Here is an 18,634-nt window from a genome sequence, read left to right on the forward strand (position 1 = left end):
AATGCGGAAGCGTTCCGTCCGGCGCCCCACCCGATAGCGGGACGGTTGATGTGCGGGGCGCCGGACAGGCTTCCATGGGTGCAAGTCGCAGAGAGTCAGCGGACTTGCTGCCGGAGCGTGGTCGATTCGCTCTGTACGTAGAGCGATTGCCCGACCACGCTCGCGGCGGGGGCGCAGATTACTTCAGGCCGAGCTTGTCGCAGGCGGCCTTGTAGTTGGCCGTGCAGATCTCGTCCAGCGTGTAGACGCCGTCCTTGAGGACGGTGTCCTTGATGTTGTCCTTGGTCAGCGAGACAACCGGCACCAGGAACGTGGGAATGCCCTTGTTGGTGGGGCTGTCGACCGTGGACGTGGCGATCGAGTCGAGCTTGTTGCCCTGGGCCAGCGCCACTGCCATCGAGGCGGCGGCCTCGCCCTCGGGGCCGTACGGCTTGTAGACGCTCATGAACTGCTCACCGGCGACGATGCGCTGCACACCGGCCAGCTCGGCGTCCTGACCGGTCACCGGCGGGAGCTTGGAGAGACCGGCGGCCTTGAGGGCAGTGATGATGCCGCCCGCCATGCCGTCGTTGGCGGAGTAGACGCCGTCGATCTTGCCCTTGCCGAGGGCCGAGATCGCCGCCTCCATGTTGGCGTTGGCGTTCTCCGGCTTCCACTCCTTGGTGTCGTACTCCTTGCCGACCTTGACCTTGCCGTCGAGCTCGGCCTTGGCGCCCTTCTTGAAGAGCGCGGCGTTCGGGTCGGTGATCGCGCCGTTCATCATCACGATCGTGCCGCCGTCGGCCTTGGAGCCCATGGCCTCCAGCAGGGCCTTGCCCTGGACGTGGCCGACCTCTTCGTTGTCGAAGGAGGTGTAGGCGTCGATCGGGCCCTCGGCGAGGCGGTCGAAGGCGACGACGGGGATGCCCGCGTCCTTGGCCTTCTTCACCGCGCCGGCTATGGCCTTGGAGTCCACCGAGTCGATGATCAGCGCATCGACCTTGTTGGTGATCATGGTGTCGACCTGCTGGGTCTGCACCGTGGCGTCCTGCTTGGCGTTGGCGTAGATGACCTTCGCCTTGCCGCCGGTGAGGTCGCTGATCTTCTTCTCGATGATCGGCCGGTCGAACTTCTCGTACCGGGCCGTCTGGTTCTCGGGAAGGAGCAGACCGATCTTGAGATCGTTGCCCTTCTTCGCGGAGCCGGTGTCCGTGGCCTTGTTGCCGGACTCCTTGGCGCTGCCGCAAGCGGCGAGCGAAACAGCCATCGCGGTGGCGGCAACGGCAACGGCGGCACGACGCATACGCGTGTTCATTCTCGAACCTCCCTGACGAGGCCGCGACGTTGCGGCCGAGGTGGCTGGAAGTCAACTCGGCCGCGAAGCCGACGTCAAGGAGTAAATACTTAACGAGATGACAACGGTGCCATTCGTTATCTAAGTGAAGGCAGGAGTGGCCGTCGGGAGGGTGCTCTCCAAAAGAGTCGAATCCCCCATCTCGCTCAGTACGAGAGCCAGCGCACCCAGCACCTCCGCCCGGGCTCCCAGCGCCCCGGGAAGGACCGAGAGCTGCCTTGCGGCACTGGGAATGGCGTAGCGCGACACCGAGTCGCGGATCGGCGCGAGCACCAGCTCGCCGGCCTCGGCGAGGGACCCGCCGAGGACCACTCGGCTCGGGTTGAGCAGGTTGCACAGATTGGCGACACCGCTGCCGATGTGCCGTCCGACGTCCCCGATCACCCGGCGGCAGCCCGGATCGCCCTCCCGGGCCAGCTGGACCACCCGTTCCATGGTGAGATCGGGCCCGTGGCTCGGCCGGAGCAGGGGCAGGACGTACCGCGCGGCCGTGAAGGTCTCCAGGCAGCCGCGGTTGCCGCAGCGGCACACCGGGCCCGATTCGTCGAGCGTGATGTGTCCGATCTCACCGGCCGTGCCGCCCGGCCCCCGGTAGATGTGCCCGTCGATCACCAGACCGGCACCGACACCGCTCGCGACCTTGATGTACGCCAGGTCCTTGACGCCCCGGCCGCTCCCCCAGACCAGCTCGCCCAGCGCCCCGAGGTTGGCGTCGTTGTCGACGTACACCGGCACGCCGAGCCGCGCGGCGAGCTCCTCGCTCGGGTTGATGCCCGTCCAGCCCGGCAGGATCGATGTGGAGCCCAGCGTGCCGGACTCCACATCGATCGGGCCGGGAACGCCGAGGCCCACGCCGATCACCTTGCCCGGGCTGATGCCGGTCGTCTCGATCAGCCGGTTGACCAGCTGTTCCGCCCGTCCGAAGCCCTGCGCCGAAGAGGCATCGACATCGAGCGGCTCGGACTCCTCGGCGAGCACCTGGTGGGCGAGGTTGCCGACCGCCACCCGCAGATGCGTATGGCCGAAGTCGACCCCGATCACGATGCCCGCGTCACCGCTGAGCGAGACGCTGCGGGCCCGGCGGCCGCCCGCCGAGGTGGGGGTCACCTCTACGGTGCCGCCGTCCTTCAGTTCGCGAACGATATTGGAGACCGTTGCCGCGGAGAGGCCCGTGCTTCTGGCGATCTCCGCCTGGGTGAGCGAACCCGCCATACGCACGGCACGCACGACCCGCTCAAGGTTGGCGCGATGCAGAGATGTCTGCGACCCCGGAGTCTCCATCGACTCTCTCACTCCTGCCATTTTCTCCAACATGTGAACTCTAAGCTGACCTTTTTGGGGCGCTCCCCGTCAAGACCTTGAGCAGTGGGAGCCTCGGATGAGCGGGCTGCCCCGGACGGGACGGCCGCGGAAAACAGACGAAACCGCCCGCCGGCACAGGGCCGGCGGGCGGTTTCGTCTGCGTACGAGGGCGGGCCGCTACTTCACCGCTCCCGCGGTCAGGCCCGCGACGACCTGACGCTGGAAGATGATGTAGGCCGCAAGGACCGGCAGCATCGCCATCACCAGACCGGCGAAGAGACCGGACCAGTCGCCCTTGTAGCCCTGGCTGTTGGCCAGTTCGACCAACCCCTGGGAGAGCACCCGATATTTCGGGTCGGTGTTGAGCACCGTGGGCAGCATGTACTGGTTCCACTGCCCGAGGAAGTTGAAGATGCCGACGCTGATCAGGCCGGGCTTCGCCATCGGCAGCATCACCTGGAAGAACGTCCGGGTGTGCGAGGCCCCGTCGAGCATCGCCGCTTCCGCCACCGAGGTCGGCAGCGTCCGGAAGAACGAGGTGAGGAAGAAGACGGTGAACGGCAGCGAGTACGCGATGTAGACCAGGATCAGTCCGTGTCGCGTGTTCAGCAGGCCCATGTTGTTCATCACGAAGAACAGCGGAACGAGCGCCAGGATGATCGGGAAGCTCATCCCGCCGATGAACAGGTAGTACAGGAAACGGTTCCCGGGGAAGTCGAACCGCGCCAGCACATATGCCGCCATCGAACCGAGCAGCAGCGTGCCGATGAGCGAACCGCCCACCACGACGACTGTGTTGAAGAAGTAATCGCTCATGTGCGCCTGGCTCCAGGCGCGCGACCAGTTCTCGAAGTGAAGCTTGTCGGGCAGCGCCCACGGCGTCGACAGGATCGAGTCGTCCGTCTTGAAGGACGCCATCACCGCCCAGAGCAGCGGCATGACGACCAGGATCGCCCAGATGATCAGCACGCCGTGCGAGAAGACGTTGAGGACGGTGCCCTCGCTGCTCTTCTCCTTCTTGCCGGCGGGTACCGACGCCTTGGACACGGGCACGAGGTCCGCCGCAGGCGCGGGAGGGGTGTCAGTCGTCTTCATCAGAACTCCAGCCGCTCGCGCCGGCCCAGTCGCATCACGATGGCCGCGAAGGCCATGGTGACGATGAGCAGTCCGACACCGATCGTCGTTGCGTATCCCGCCTGGCCGTCACGGAAGGCCGTCTGGTACACGTACAGCGGCAGAACCGTGGTCGAGTAGTCGGGACCACCAGGACCCACGGTCATGACCTGTACGGCAGTGAACGCCTCCACGCCGAGCGCCAGGATTCCCATGTAGACCCAGCCCGACTGCACCGTGTCCCAGAGCAGCGGCAGGGTGATCCGGAAGAACGTCGTGAAACGGTTGGCCCCGTCGAGGAGCGCCGCCTCGTAGAAGTCCTTCGGGATGGACGCCATGCCGGCGGAGAACAGCACGACGAAGAATCCGACCGTCGACCAGATCAGTACCGACATGACACAGACGAGCGCGAGGCTCGGATCACCCAGCCAGTCCGGCTGGATGGAGCCGAGACCGATCCCCTTCAGCGTCGCGTTCAGCATCCCGTCGCGGGGGTTGAATGCGAACTGGAAGAGCAGGGCGACAATGACGATCGAGAGCACCTGCGGGAAGAAATAGGCGATCTTGTAGAAGCCCGAGCCCCGCACGCCGGCGACCGTGGCGTTCTTACGCCGCCGGCCGCCGACATTGAGCATGAAGGCGAAGAAAAGCGCAAGGCCCAGCGTCACCAGCGGCAGCAGCAGCACAAGCAACACGCTGTGCTGCAACGACTTCCAGAAGATGTCGTCCTTCAGCATCCTGGTGTAGTTGTCGAAGCCGACCATCTTGAAGTCCGGGCTCAGACCTGTCCAGTCCGTGAACGAATAGTAGATGGACTGGATGAACGGCCAAATGACGAAGACCGCGTACAACGCCAGTGGGACGATCAAGAACCCCACAATGAACCGGTACTTGCCGTGCTGCATCGTTTACCGACCCCGATCTTTCCGCGGGTGCCGCCGCTGGTGACGGTTGCTCACTGGTGCTTGTAGTGCTTGATGGACTGGTCCTTGGCCGCCGCGTCGGCGAAGGCCTGGATCTTCTTGATGGCTTCCGCCGGGGTCGCGCGGCCCGCCATCATCTCGCCGATGCCGGCGACGCCGATCTGCTCCTTCTGGAGCTTCACGTACCAGTCCTGCAGACGCGGGTTCACCACGTTGTCGCCGGCCTTCGTCAGCGCGTCGACGCCGGCCTGCATGGCCGTGGACAGGGTCAGACCGTCAGTGCCACCGTTGAAGGCGCTGAGGGACTTGACCTGCTTGGTGAAGTTCTTCGAGGACTCCTCGGAGAGCATGATGCGCAGCTGCTCCATGCCGCCCTCGGGGTTCTTCGCCTTGGCCGGGACGACGAAGGGCTCCCCGCCGGAGGCCCAGATGGTGCCGAACGGCATCTTGTCGGACGAGTCCAGGCCGGACGGCGCCGAGACCATCATCTTGAAGTCCTTGGGCGTGGTGGGCGCCGCCTCGTTCTCCACCCACGAACCGTTCGGGATGAAGAGCGCCTTGCCCTTGGTCCACTCGGTCTGCGACTGGATGTGGGTCAGACCCGGGGTGCCCTTGAGGATGTACCCCTTCTTGTACAGCTCGTAGTACGCCTCGAACGCCGCCTTGACCGCGGGGTCCTTCCAGGCGTTCGGCTCCAGGTTGTCGATCTTGTCGAGGACCTCCCGGCCACCGATCTTGGCGATGAACGGGTAGAGCGAGAACGGCAGGTAGTAGGGGTACTTACCGGCGTACGTCCAGCCGGCGATGCCCTTCTTCTTCGCCTTCGCGCAGAGGGCGAGCATGTCGTCCCAGTTCTCGGGGTACTGCGCGTCGAGGTTCTCGAGCGCGGTCTGCGAGTACCAGACACCGTAGACCGTGTACGCGTAGTACATGATCCAGACCGGGTCGCCGTCGAACTGGCCCATCTCCAGGACACCCGGGCGCAGCGTGTCGCGGACCTTCTTGCTCGGGTCGTCGATGGACGGGGCGTCCATCAGCGGCGTCAGGTCGAGCAGCTGCTTCTTGCCGACGAGGACACCCATGTCCATCTGCTCGGCGCCCGAGTTGTCGATCAGGTCCGGCGGGGTGCCACCGTTGAAGCGCGGCTGCAGCTGCGACTGGATCTTCTGGGTCGCGGTGTGCTTGACCTTCGGGGCCTTCGGGAAGGCCGCGTTGTACTTCTTCTCCGCGTCGATCGCGTACTGCTGGCCGAAACCGCCATCGAAGATGACGACATCGAGGGCAGCGGTCTCGTTGACACCGAGCGGGTTCTTGGCGCTCGTCTTGCCCTTCTTGACCGAGTCGTCAGTGCCGCTGTCGCTACTCGCACACGCCGACAGGAAGCTCATTGTCGGAACGGTGATCAGACCGAGTGCGGCAGACCGCTTGATCACGTCGCGACGGCCAAGGCCCTCATTCTTGTGGGCGGAGGTGGATCCCATGCTCAAGTCCTCGCCTTCTCCAGGACTCAGGCGGTGTGTACCGGTCGCCCGTCGAAACTCGCCTCAGGCGAAGGGCCCCGCCACCGCGGTCAGTTGCGCTTGGGTCGTGCTGATTTGCAGGCTAGCCAGATGCAGTGGGGGATTCCGGAGATCGAACCGATGGATGCAGCGATGGCGCCCCCCGACCGTTCCCCCCGGCCCCCCTTGTCCGCGTCCGCGTAGAAAACGGCGGAGCAGACGCCGACAGGTATAGTCCACTTGCAGCCAACTGAGCAAGATCGAATGCAGGTTTGAGCGGCAGTCTTTCCCGAGTTGAGACCTCGCGGATACATGGGCCCCGCACGCCCTCGTCCGGGTGTAACGATTTCCGCAATACGGTCGATTCACCCGCGCGTTCCCGTCCAACACCCTTGACACATCACGTCACTTGCCTCCCTACTGGATCCTGCACATCGCTCTGACAACGTTGTCCAGTGTGCTTCCTCGGGAGGAATGGCTCGGCATGCAGCCCCGACATGGTTCTCGTAAGAGACAAAACCGTACGGCCGCACTCATCGCGGCTTCACTGGTCCTGGTGGTGACCGCCCCCACCACGGCCGCCGCACAGTCGGCGAGGTTTGCCGAAAAGGGTGAAAAGGCCACGGGCGAACAGACTTTCAGCTCATCGTTCGAAGCGAACGAAAAGCAGCCGGACTGGCGCAATACCGTGGAAGAGGGTCCGGACGGGAAGAAGCGGGCATCGGGTATCGACGGCGGCTTCTCCGCCGGAATACCGGGCAATGTCACCGACAAGGTCACGGATCTGCGCGCCAGCGGCGAGAACACCGGCGGCGGCGAGGTGAAGGAGAACCTGGTCGACGGGGAGTCCTCCTCGAAGTGGCTGACCTTCGAGCCCACCGGCTGGATCGAGTTCGATCTCGACGAACCGGTCAAGGTCGTGACGTACGCGCTCACTTCGGCCAATGACCACGACGAGCGCGACCCGAAGGACTGGACTCTTCAGGGCTCCGCCGACGGCAAGACCTGGAAGGACCTCGACTCCCGGACCGACCAGTCCTTCTCCGAGCGCTTCCAGACGAAGTCGTACGACTTCTCGAGCGACACGGCCTACCAGCATTTCCGCCTGGACATCACGAAGAACAAGGGCGGCTCGGGCATCACCCAGCTCGCCGACGTCCAGTTCTCCGACGGCAACACCAGCACCCCCGCCCCCGAAGAGATGCGCAGCCAGATCGACCGCGGCCCGTCCGGCTCGCCCACCGCCAAGGCCGGCGCGGGCTTCACCGGAAAGAAGGCCCTGCGGTACGCGGGCACGCACAAGCCGGACGGCCGCGCGTACTCGTACAACAAGATCTTCGACGTCGACACGGCCGTCACCCGGGACACCGAGCTCTCCTACCTCGTCTACCCGCAGATGGGCGAGACGGACCTCTCGTACCCCGCCACCCATGTCTCGGTCGATCTGGCCTTCACCGACGGTACGTACCTGAGCGATCTCGGCGCCACCGACAGCCATGGCGGTCCGCTGACCCCGCAGGGCCAGGCCGACGCCAAGCGGCTGTACGTCAACCAGTGGAACAAGGTCGCCTCACGCATCGGCACGGTCGCGGCAGGAAAGACCGTCGACCGGATCCTGGTGGCGTACGACTCCCCCAAGGGTCCGGCGAAGTTCCAGGGCTGGATCGACGACATCAAGCTCGCCCCGAAGGCCCCCGAGAAGCGCCGCGCGCACCTGTCCGACTACGCGTCGACGGTCCGCGGCACCAACTCCAGCGGCGGATTCTCGCGGGGCAACAACTTCCCCGCCACCGCAGTCCCGAACGGCTTCAACTTCTGGACGCCTGTCACCAACGCCGGCTCGACGAGCTGGCTGTACGACTACCAGCGCGCCAACAACGACGACAACCTGCCTACTCTCCAGGCGTTCAGCGCGAGCCATGAGCCGAGCCCCTGGATGGGCGACCGGCAGACGTTCCAGCTGATGCCGTCGGTGGCCAAGGACGAGCCGGACGCCTCCCGCACGGCGCGCGCGCTGCCGTTCAAGCACGAGAACGAGACGGCGAAGCCGCACTACTACGGTGTGACGTTCGAGAACGGCCTCAAGGCCGAGATGACGCCGACCGACCATGCGGCACGGATGCGGTTCACGTACCCCGGTGACGACGCGTCCGTCGTCTTCGACAACATCTCCAACGACGGCGGGCTCACCCTCGACCCGGGGACCAGCTCCTTCACCGGCTTCTCCGACGTGAAGAGCGGCCTCTCCACCGGCGCCACCCGGCTCTTCGTCTACGGCGTCTTCGACGCCCCGGTCACCGCGAGCGGCAAGCTCAAGGGCGGCGGCGGTGACGACGTGACGGGCTACCTCCGCTTCGACGCCGGCAAGGACCGTACGGTCAACCTGCGCCTGGCCACCTCGCTGATCAGCATCGACCAGGCGAAGCAGAACCTCGCCGCGGAGATCCCCGCGTCCCGCTCCTTCGGCCGCGTCGAGGACCGGGCGCAGCACGCCTGGGACGACATCCTGGGCAAGGTGGAGGTCGAGGGCGCGGACGCCGACCAACTGACGACTCTCTACTCCAGCCTGTACCGCCTGTATCTCTACCCGAACTCGGGCTTCGAGCAGGTCGGCGGCAAGGACCAGTACGCCAGCCCGTTCTCGCCGCAGATCGGCCCCGACACCCCCACCCACACGGGTGCGAAGATCGTCGACGGCAAGGTGTACGTCAACAACGGCTTCTGGGACACGTACCGGACGACGTGGCCCGCCTACTCCTTCCTCACGCCGAAGAAGGCCGGCGAGATGGTCGACGGCTTCGTCCAGCAGTACAAGGACGGCGGCTGGATCTCCCGCTGGTCCTCCCCCGGCTACGCCGACCTGATGACCGGCACCTCGTCGGACGTCGCGTTCGCGGACGCCTACGTCAAGGGCGTGAAGTTCGACGGCGAGGCGGCGTACGAGGCGGCTCTGAAGAACGCCACGGTGGTTCCGCCGTCGTCGGGTGTCGGCCGGAAGGGGATGGAGACGTCTCCGTTCGCGGGTTACGCGAACACGTCGACGCACGAGGGTCTGTCCTGGTCGCTGGAGGGCTACCTCAACGACTACGGCCTCGCGCAGATGGGCCAGGCGCTCTACAAGAAGACGAAGAAGGAGCGGTACAAGGAGGAGTCGGAGTACTTCCTGAACCGGGCCCGCAACTATGTCGAGCTGTTCGACTCCAAGGCGGGCTTCTTCCAGGGCAGGGACGCCAAGGGCGACTGGCGGGTCGCCTCCGACAAGTACGACCCGCGCATCTGGGGCTACGACTACACGGAGACGAACGGCTGGGGCTACGCCTTCACGGCCCCGCAGGACAGCCGCGGCCTGGCGAACCTGTACGGCGGCCGCGACGGCCTGGCCAAGAAGCTCGACACGTACTTCTCCACTCCCGAGACGGCGGGCCCGGAGTTCGTCGGCTCGTACGGCGGTGTCATCCACGAGATGACGGAGGCGCGTGACGTACGGATGGGCATGTACGGCCACAGCAACCAGGTCGCGCACCACGTCACGTACATGTACGACGCGGCGTCGCAGCCCTGGAAGACCCAGGAGAAGGTCCGCGAGATCCTCGGCCGTCTCTACACGGGCAGCGAGATCGGCCAGGGCTACCACGGCGACGAGGACAACGGCGAGCAGTCGGCCTGGTACCTCTTCTCCTCGCTCGGCTTCTACCCGCTCGTGATGGGCAGTGGCGAGTACGCGATCGGATCGCCGCTCTTCACGAAGACGACCGTCCACCTGGAGAACGGCCACGACCTGGTGGTCAAGGCCCCGAAGAACAGCGCGAAGAACATCTATGTGCAGGGCCTGAAGGTCAACGGCAAGAAGTGGACGTCCACGTCGCTGCCGCACGACCTGCTCGCCAAGGGCGGTGTCCTGGAGTTCGACATGGGCGCCAAGCCGTCGGCGTGGGGCACGGGCAAGGACGCGGCCCCGACGTCGATCACCAAGGACGACCAGGTGCCGTCGCCGAAGAAGGACGTACTGAAGGGCGAGGGCGCCCTGTACGACAACACGTCGGCCACGACGGCGACGGTGAACGGCCCGGTCGAGCTGCCGGTGCCCGCATCGACGAAGGCGGTCCAGTACACGCTGACGTCGGGCGCGGCGGCGAAGGCCCCGAAGGGCTGGGTCCTGCAGGGCTCGTCGGACGGCACGACCTGGAAGGACCTGGACAAGCGGTCGGCGCAGTCGTTCGCGTGGGACAAGCAGACGCGGGTGTTCTCGGTGAGCACGACGGGAACGTTCGAGCACTACCGCCTGGTGCCCGAGGGCGAGGGGACGCTGGCGGAGGTGGAGCTGATCTCCTGACCTCTGCACTCCTGTGAACGGCCGGTACCTCGGGTGAGGTACCGGCCGTTCGTTCATCCCACGGTGCAGGCAGACTCGCTCGCGGACCGGCCCCGTCTCACTCCGGCGACTGCGCCGGCTCCGGCGCTGCCGCGTGGAAGAGACTCTCGGGAAGAGCCAGGTTCCAGGCGGTGATGACCGGATTCCCGTGCTCGGTGCCGAGCCGGGAGACGGCCCCCGTGGCGAGCTGGAACAGTGTGCCGCCGGACGGCGTCAGCCCCAGATAGCGAGCGGTGAATACGCGCAGGAAGTGGGAGTGCGCGACGAGGGCGATGTCCGCGTCCCCCAGTGCTTCGGCGGCCGCCCGAATCTCGGTGAGCACCCGGTCGGCCCGCTCCCCCACCTGAGCCGGCGTCTCCCCGGGATGCGCAGCGGAGCCCGCGGCGACCCCGTCGGTCCACAGGTTCCAGGACGGCCGGGTGCGGTGGATCTCGGCGGTGGTCACGCCCTCATAACCGCCGTAGTCCCATTCACGCAGGTCAGGGGTAATGCGGGGTGAGGCAAGCCCGGCAAGTTCGGCGGTGCGCCGGGCACGCAGGGCCGGGCTGACCAGGGTGAGCCCGATCTTCCGGTCGGCGATCAGCGACACGAGAGCACGGGCCTGACGCTCACCGAGGGCGGTCAGCGGCAGATCGGTATGGCTCGTGTGCCGCCCGGACCGGGACCACTCGGTCTCGCCGTGCCGGATCAGAATCAACTCGCCCATGGGTGCCGTCCGCTCTCTGTTCTCCGCGCTGTTCGCGCCGCCTGCTGCGTAGCTTCGAAACTCGCTGATCCACGATCGCATTCCGGGCGGTGCACGCAGGGGTGGCCGGTGGCTCGGTTCGCGGGGCGGCCTCGTGTCCCGCTGTGTGCTGATCACGTGATCATCACGTATCGATGGGACGTCTTGTGCTAGAGGGGCATGGCTCGTGAGATGTCTACGACAGTGGACGAGAGTGGGGCGGGGCATGCCGGATCCGGTGGACTATGTTGCGCGGCTGCGCGCGGAGCGCGAGGACGCGGGCCGGGAGGAGACGTTGCGGAGGGACCGGGCCCGGCGCCGGCTCAAGCGAGGGCTGGCCGGAGGCGCGGCGGCCGCAGTGCTGGTGGGCTTCGCAGTGTGGCTGGTCAGCAGCACGTCCGGAGAGCGGCCTGCCAACGAGCCGTTCGCCGCCGGCCTGATGCCTGAGGGCACGTGGCCCGACGCGTGGCCGGCAACGACGAACATGCCCTTTCGGGGTTCGCACGCCGATGACTGGGCGACCGATGACACCGGTATCCAGGTGCCGGACGTCAAGGCCGTGAACGGAATACCGGAGGAGCAGGTTTTCGACGCGCTGAACCGGACCAAGGATTTCTTGATCGCGACCAATCTGGATCCGGCCGTGCTCCATGGCGGGTGGCCTGCCAAGGCCCTGAACATGCTTGACGCGCAGGACTCCTCCCGCGCCGAACTGATCCGCCATCTACGCAAACCGGGTGCGCAGGGCGGTGATCCCACCGAGATGTTCACCCGCTTCGACCCGGCAGAACTCCATGTGGTCGAGGACGGCATCAGAGTGCACGGCCGAATGACCTTCGAGGCCGGGAGCGAGCCGGGTCAGTTGCGCGTCCGAGCCGACTACACCTTCGTGTACGCGCTGGGAGCGGCCCCGGGCGTCGAACCGGGGCCGTGGAAGGGCGTGGAGGAGGCGGCGCGCACAGTCGTGCGGCGGCAACTGGTCCTGGACCTCGACGAGCGAGCGGCACCCGGAAAGCTGGTTCCGGTCGAGTACCGGCGACTGCTCGGTAACCATGACTGCCGCACGGTGGACGGCTTCATCCACCCGTACTTCTCCAGGGAGGTGGCGCGGGCCGACCGGCCATGGCCTGTCGCCGACCCGTACGAATCCGGCAAGGACATCGCCGACGACCGGGAGTGCATCGTGCCCTCGCGGACCTGATCAAACAGCTCCTCGGTCCGGGGCGGGGCCAGGGCCGGCCGGCGCTCAGGGGCTCCGGCTGGTGCGCCGGACTGATTCAGTGCGGGATTCCGTCGATGAGTTCGCGGGCTCCCTGGCGCAGGAGGGCGACCGCGACGGACGTGCCGAGCGTGGCCGGGTCCAGGCGGCCTGCCCACTCGTGGGCGTTGAGGATCACCTTCCCGTCGGGCGTGAAGACCTTCGCCCGTAGCGACAGTTCGCCGGCGCCCTCGGTGCGGGCGTATCCGGCGATGGGGCTGTTGCAGTGGCCCTGCAGCACGTGCAGGAACATGCGCTCGGCGGTGGCCTCGCGGTGGGTGGCGGGGTGGCCGAGGCCGCTGATCGCGTCGATCAGCTCCGTGTCGCCCTCACGGCACTGGAGGGCAAGGATCCCGGCTCCGATCGGTGGGCACATCGCCTCGACCGACAGGACTTCGGTGATCACATCCGTACGGTCGATGCGTTCCAGTCCGGAGACGGCCAGAAGCAGCGCGTCCGCTTCGCCCGCGGCGAGCTTGTCGAGCCGGCGGTTGGCGTTGCCCCGCATCGGCACGCACTGGAGGTGCGGGTGGGAGGCGGCAAGCTGGGCACTGCGCCGTACGGAGGAGGTGCCGATCCTGGCTCCGTCGGGGAGCCGGTCGAGGGTGAGACCTCCGGGGTGCACGAGGGCGTCGCGGATGTCGTCCCGTCGGAGGAAGGCCGCGAAGGTGGTTCCGGCGGGCAGCGGCCGGTCGGCCGGGATGTCCTTGACACAGTGCACTGCGAGGTCCGCCTGGCCCGAGAGGAGGGCGGCGTCGACCTCCTTGGTGAACGCGCCCTTCCCTTCGACCTGGGCGAGATCACCCATCCACTTGTCACCGGTGGTCTTGACGGCCACGACCTCGGTGGCGGTGCCGGGATGGAGGGCGGCCAGCTCGGCACGGACGCGCTCCACCTGGGCGAGGGCCATGGGCGAGTCGCGGGACACGATACGGATCAGTTCAGGGGCGGACATGGCGCCCACGATAGACCGTCGGATGCAGGTTCCCGGGCGCACTGCGCGTACCCATGTCATCGCGGTGTCAAGCCAGTTGGAGCGCTCGGGCAGGTGTGCGATCCGCTTCGGTGGCGCACCTGGCGCACCGTTCCGCATCCACCGGAGGCCGCCGGTGAAATCCATGGGCCCAGCAGCGGTACCGGGAGGCCTCGCAGCCTTGCGTCTCAATTTTGATCGTACACAAAACAAATCTGGCGGAATTGTCGAGACATGAGCGGAACGGTTCACCAGCCCGTCCCATTTGGGCGCCGCCAGGAGCAGCCCGAAGCCTTCGCGTTGCCCCTATGTGACTGATGTGTCACGGAGACGGGCTGGCAACGAGCGTCGCGATGCAGTATTAGTACTGTCAGTAAACAAATCGGTCGGTCGGCGGTGCAGCCGTCCGGGCCCTCGTCGACAAGAGGCAGATTCATGTCGGACCGCTTCACTCCCACCTCCGCGGACAAGTTCACCTTCGGTCTCTGGACCGTCGGCTGGCGCGGCAACGACCCCTTCGGTGACGCCACCCGTCCCGCGCTCGACCCGGTCGAGTCCGTCGAGCGACTGGCGGAGCTCGGTGCGCACGGCGTGACGTTCCACGACGACGACCTGATCCCGTTCGGCTCCTCGGACAGCGAGCGGGCCGCGATCATCACGCGCTTCAAGGACGCCCTGGACCGCACCGGTCTGAAGGTCCCGATGGCGACGACGAACCTGTTCACCCACCCGGTGTTCAAGGACGGCGGCTTCACCTCCAACGACCGCGACGTGCGCCGCTACGCGCTGCGCAAGGTCATCCGCAACATCGACCTCGCCGTCGAGCTCGGCGCCGAGACCTACGTGGCCTGGGGCGGCCGCGAGGGCGCCGAGTCCGGTGGCGCCAAGGACGTGCGGGTGGCCCTGGACCGGATGAAGGAGGCCTTCGACCTGCTCGGCGAGTACGTCGTCGAACAGGGCTACGACCTGCGGTTCGCGATCGAGCCGAAGCCGAACGAGCCGCGCGGCGACATCCTGCTGCCCACCGTCGGCCACGCCCTCGCATTCATCGAGCGCCTCGAGCGCCCCGAGATGTACGGCGTCAACCCCGAGGTCGGCCACGAGCAGATGGCCGGACTGAACTTCCCGCACGGCATCGCCCAGGCCCTGTGGGCCGGCAAGCTCTACCACATCGACCTCAACGGCCAGTCCGGCATCAAGTACGACCAGGACCTCCGCTTCGGCGCCGGCGACCTGCGCCAGGCCTTCTGGCTCGTCGACCTCCTCGAGACCTCCGACTACAACGGCCCGCGCCACTTCGACTTCAAGCCGGTGCGCACCGACGGCATCGACGGAGTCTGGGAGTCCGCGAAGAACTGCATGCGCAACTACCTCATCCTCAAGGAGCGCGCCCTCGCCTTCCGCGCCGACCCCGCCGTGCAGGAAGCACTGACCGCCTCCCGCCTCCACGAACTCGCACAGCCCACCGCCGAGGACGGCCTCAAGAGCCTCCTCGCCGACACCTCCGCATACGAGGAGTTCGACGCCACGGCCGCCGCCGAACGCTCGATGGCCTTCGAAGCCCTCGACCAGCTCGCCATGGAACACCTCCTCGGCGTCCGCTGACCCCAACGGGGCCAGGGTGCGTCCACGGGCAAGCCCTGGCCCCTGCCCTGCCGCGCCCGGGTGCGGATCCGTCGGATCCGCACCCGGGCGCGTTTTGTGTCCCGACGCAGCGCAGCCCGGCCTCGACGCACTCGAGGCCGGGCTGGTCTTCCGATGTCAGGCAGCGCGACGGCGGTGCCGGAGATCGACATGGGGACGACGAACACGGCGAGTACAGCGATCAGGGTCAGGGTGCGGCCGGTCTTCCCCTCCGCCGCTGGTGCGGCTGGTGCGGCGGACGACGCGGTCTGCGTACTACTGCTGGACCTGATCCGCGCCAACGCCTGAGCCCGTCCGGAGCCGCCGGTCACCCCTGGCACGCCGAAGGGCCGCACCCCCGGCGGGGGTGCGGCCCTTCGCGACGTACCGGACTGCCTACTTGCGGATCAGGCTCCGGAGCACGTACTGCATGATGCCGCCGTTGCGGTAGTAGTCCGCCTCACCGGGGGTGTCGATGCGGACGACCGCGTCGAACTCCACACCGGTGTCGGTGGAGACCTTCACCGTACGCGGCGTCGTGCCGTTGTTCAGCTCGGTCACGCCGGTGAAGGAGAAGGTCTCCTCGCCGGTGAGTCCGAGGGCCTCGGCGGTCGCGCCCTCCGGGAACTGGAGCGGGAGGACGCCCATGCCGATGAGGTTCGAGCGGTGGATGCGCTCGTACGACTCGGCGATGACGGCCTTGACGCCGAGGAGCGCGGTGCCCTTGGCGGCCCAGTCGCGGGACGAGCCGGAGCCGTACTCCTTGCCCGCCAGGATGACCAGCGGGGTGCCGGCGGCCTGGTAGTTCTGCGAGGCGTCGTAGATGAACGACACCGGTGCGTCGGCCTGGGTGAAGTCGCGGGTGAAACCACCCTCGGTGCCCGGGGCGATCTGGTTGCGCAGCCGGATGTTCGCGAAGGTGCCGCGAATCATGACCTCGTGGTTGCCGCGGCGCGAGCCGTACGAGTTGAAGTCGCGGCGCTCGACGCCGTGCTCCGTCAGGTACGTGCCGGCCGGGGTGTCGGCCTTGATCGCACCGGCCGGGGAGATGTGGTCGGTGGTGACCGAGTCGCCCAGCTTGGCGAGCACGCGCGCGCCGGTGATGTCGACGACCGGGGTCGTCTCCATCGTCATGCCCTCGAAGTACGGGGGCTTCCGCACGTAGGTGGACTGCGGGTCCCACTCGAAGGTGTTGCCGGTCGGGATCGACAGCGCCTGCCACTGGGCGTCTCCCGCGAAGACGTCCTGGTAGGACTTGTTGAACATGTCCTCGCCGATGGAGTTGGCGACGACGTCGTTGACCTCGGCCTCGGAGGGCCAGATGTCCGCGAGGTAGACCGGCTTGCCGTCCTGGTCGATACCCAGGGCGTCCTTGACGATGTCGACCTTCATCGAACCGGCGATGGCGTACGCGACGACCAGCGGCGGCGACGCCAGGTAGTTCATCTTGACGTCGGGGTTGATCCGGCCCTCGAAGTTACGGTTGCCGGAGAGCACCGAGGTCACGGCCAGGTCGTGCTCGTTGACCGCCTTGGAGACCTCCTCCGGCAGCGGGCCGGAGTTGCCGATGCAGGTGGTGCAGCCGTAGCCGACGAGGTTGAAGCCGACCTTGTCGAGGTACGGGGTCAGGCCCGCCTTGTCGAAGTAGTCGGTGACGACCTTGGAGCCCGGGGCGAGGGTGGTCTTGACCCACGGCTTGCGGGTCAGGCCCTTCTCGACCGCCTTCTTGGCCACGAGCGCCGCGGCGACCATGACGTACGGGTTCGAGGTGTTGGTGCAGGAGGTGATCGCGGCGACGGTGACGGCGCCGTGGTCGATCTCGTACGTCGTCCCGTCGGGGGCCGTGACCGTGGTGGGACGGCTCGGCACGCCGTTGTGGCAGGCCGGGGCGTCGGAGGCCGGGAAGGACTCCTTACCCGACTCCTCGTCCTCGGAGACGTAGTTGCGGACGTCCTGCGCGAACTGCTCCTTGGCGTTGGCCAGGACGATGCGGTCCTGCGGACGCTTCGGGCCGGCGATGGAGGGGACGACCGTGGCGAGGTCGAGCTCCAGCTTCTCGGAGAAGTCCGGCTCGGCGGCCGGGTCCAGCCAGAGGCCCTGCTCCTTGGCGTACGCCTCGACGAGCGCGACCTGCTGCTCGTCACGGCCGGTCAGACGCAGGTACTTCAGCGTCTCGTCGTCGATCGGGAAGATCGCGGCGGTGGAGCCGAACTCCGGCGACATGTTGCCGATGGTGGCGCGGTTCGCGAGGGAGGTGGCGGAGACGCCCTCACCGTAGAACTCGACGAACTTGCCGACGACGCCGTGCTTGCGGAGCATCTCCGTGATGGTCAGCACGAGGTCGGTGGCGGTGGTGCCGGGCTTCAGCTCGCCGGTCAGCTTGAAGCCGACGACGCGCGGGATGAGCATGGAGACCGGCTGGCCCAGCATCGCGGCCTCGGCCTCGATGCCCCCGACGCCCCAGCCCAGCACGCCGAGGCCGTTGACCATGGTGGTGTGCGAGTCGGTGCCGACGAGGGTGTCGGGGTACGCCTGGCCGTTACGGACCATGACCGTACGGGCCAGGTGCTCGATGTTGACCTGGTGGACGATGCCGGTGCCCGGGGGGACGACCTTGAACTCGTCGAAGGCGGTCTGGCCCCAGCGCAGGAACTGGTAGCGCTCCTTGTTGCGGCCGTACTCCAGCTCGACGTTCTGCGCGAACGCGTCGTTGGTGCCGAACTTGTCCGCGATGACGGAGTGGTCGATGACCAGCTCGGCCGGCGCGAGGGGGTTGATCTTCGCCGGGTCGCCGCCGAGCTCCTTCACGGCCTCACGCATGGTGGCGAGGTCCACGACACACGGAACGCCGGTGAAGTCCTGCATGATCACGCGGGCCGGCGTGAACTGGATCTCCTGGCTGGGCTGGGCCTGGGAGTCCCAGCCGCCCACTGCCCGGATGTGGTCGGCGGTGATGTTCGCGCCGTCCTCGGTGCGGAGCAGGTTCTCCAGCAGCACCTTCAGGCTGTAAGGGAGGCGCGCGGAGCCCTCGACCTTGTCCAGCCTGAAGATCTCGTACGACTCGTCGCCCACGCGCAGCGTGCTGCGGGCGTCGAAGCTGTTCGCCGACACGACAGTCTCCTTCATCAATGTGCGCGTACCACCGCGCCGCGCCTCATTACGGCGGGCGCCGCGTGGTGCCGCCTACGGCTTCTCGACCATCCGCTAAGGTAAGGCTTACTTAGGTAACCCTTACCGTTCGGCAGCTGCGGTGCGCCTTCGGCAGATATCTCGATGTCGAGATAACTCTAGTACATCACCGCTGAAGGGTCATGCCCGGCTGCCCGTGCGGCACCGTCCATCTCACGCGATCGAGGCGCCTCCCCTGCGGGCCCGGCCGTTCGGCCTTCATATGGCGATGTCGGAGCGAGGTCCGGAACCTCCCACCGACCGCCCAGCACCGCCCGCGCGCGTGGAGATCGTCGGCGATGATCAGCGGTGACACGGGCGGACCGACGAGCAGTCGCCCACGCCC

At 67.0% G+C, this 18,634-nt stretch carries 12 protein-coding genes; 4 read left to right on the plus strand and 8 right to left on the minus strand.

The window, feature by feature from the left end; all coding sequences use genetic code 11:
* Positions 1-178 precede the first annotated feature (178 nt).
* From OHA03_RS03830 to ngcE, 5 genes are all read right to left on the minus strand, one after another.
* Positions 179-1,294: a sugar ABC transporter substrate-binding protein gene (locus OHA03_RS03830; protein ID WP_267000715.1), complete on the minus strand. Its 1,116-nt coding sequence runs from the start codon at positions 1,292-1,294 to the stop codon at positions 179-181.
* Positions 1,295-1,414: 120 nt separating this feature from the next.
* Positions 1,415-2,614 (minus strand): ROK family transcriptional regulator, encoded by a 1,200-nt coding sequence (locus tag OHA03_RS03835; protein WP_267007923.1) that lies wholly within the window; start codon positions 2,612-2,614, stop codon positions 1,415-1,417.
* Positions 2,615-2,812: 198 nt separating this feature from the next.
* On the minus strand, positions 2,813-3,730 hold the full coding sequence (locus OHA03_RS03840) for a carbohydrate ABC transporter permease (protein WP_267000717.1): 918 nt from the start codon (positions 3,728-3,730) through the stop codon (positions 2,813-2,815).
* Positions 3,730-4,653, minus strand: a complete 924-nt coding sequence (locus tag OHA03_RS03845) for a carbohydrate ABC transporter permease (protein WP_267000719.1) — start codon at positions 4,651-4,653, stop codon at positions 3,730-3,732. The genes OHA03_RS03840 and OHA03_RS03845 overlap by 1 nt, the downstream gene beginning before the upstream one ends.
* A 50-nt stretch (positions 4,654-4,703) precedes the next feature.
* Complete coding sequence (ngcE, locus tag OHA03_RS03850) at positions 4,704-6,152, minus strand: N-acetylglucosamine/diacetylchitobiose ABC transporter substrate-binding protein (protein WP_267000722.1); 1,449 nt, start codon at positions 6,150-6,152, stop codon at positions 4,704-4,706.
* A 502-nt stretch (positions 6,153-6,654) separates the two neighbouring features.
* Here ngcE and OHA03_RS03855 point away from each other — a divergent pair.
* Complete coding sequence (locus tag OHA03_RS03855) at positions 6,655-10,503, plus strand: GH92 family glycosyl hydrolase (RefSeq protein ID WP_267000724.1); 3,849 nt, start codon at positions 6,655-6,657, stop codon at positions 10,501-10,503.
* 97 nt (positions 10,504-10,600) lie between these two features.
* Here OHA03_RS03855 and OHA03_RS03860 read toward each other — a convergent pair whose 3' ends face one another.
* A complete protein-coding gene (locus OHA03_RS03860; protein ID WP_267000726.1) occupies positions 10,601-11,248 on the minus strand; it encodes a histidine phosphatase family protein in 648 nt (215 codons plus the stop codon).
* Positions 11,249-11,492: 244 nt separating this feature from the next.
* Here OHA03_RS03860 and OHA03_RS03865 point away from each other — a divergent pair, with 244 nt between their 5' ends.
* Complete coding sequence (locus OHA03_RS03865) at positions 11,493-12,467, plus strand: hypothetical protein (protein WP_267000728.1); 975 nt, start codon at positions 11,493-11,495, stop codon at positions 12,465-12,467.
* 76 nt (positions 12,468-12,543) lie between these two features.
* On the opposite strand, the gene hemC is transcribed toward OHA03_RS03865, so the two are convergent.
* The gene (gene hemC / locus OHA03_RS03870) at positions 12,544-13,479 is read right to left on the minus strand and encodes a hydroxymethylbilane synthase (RefSeq protein WP_267000731.1); all 936 of its coding nucleotides are present in this window, start codon (positions 13,477-13,479) and stop codon (positions 12,544-12,546) included.
* A 453-nt stretch (positions 13,480-13,932) separates the two neighbouring features.
* On the opposite strand from hemC, the gene xylA reads away from it, so the two are divergent.
* Positions 13,933-15,102 carry a xylose isomerase gene (gene xylA, locus OHA03_RS03875; protein WP_267000733.1) on the plus strand — a complete coding sequence of 390 codons (1,170 nt, stop codon included), beginning with the start codon at positions 13,933-13,935 and terminating at the stop codon, positions 15,100-15,102.
* A gap of 153 nt (positions 15,103-15,255) precedes the next feature.
* Positions 15,256-15,429 carry a hypothetical protein gene (locus OHA03_RS03880; RefSeq protein ID WP_267000735.1) on the plus strand — a complete coding sequence of 58 codons (174 nt, stop codon included), beginning with the start codon at positions 15,256-15,258 and terminating at the stop codon, positions 15,427-15,429.
* 87 nt (positions 15,430-15,516) lie between these two features.
* On the opposite strand, the gene acnA is transcribed toward OHA03_RS03880, so the two are convergent.
* Positions 15,517-18,231, minus strand: a complete 2,715-nt coding sequence (gene acnA, locus OHA03_RS03885; RefSeq protein ID WP_323181146.1) for an aconitate hydratase AcnA — start codon at positions 18,229-18,231, stop codon at positions 15,517-15,519.
* Between the last annotated feature and the right edge of the window lie 403 nt (positions 18,232-18,634).

The organism is Streptomyces sp. NBC_00154 (assembly GCF_026342835.1).
Taxonomy (GTDB): domain Bacteria; phylum Actinomycetota; class Actinomycetes; order Streptomycetales; family Streptomycetaceae; genus Streptomyces.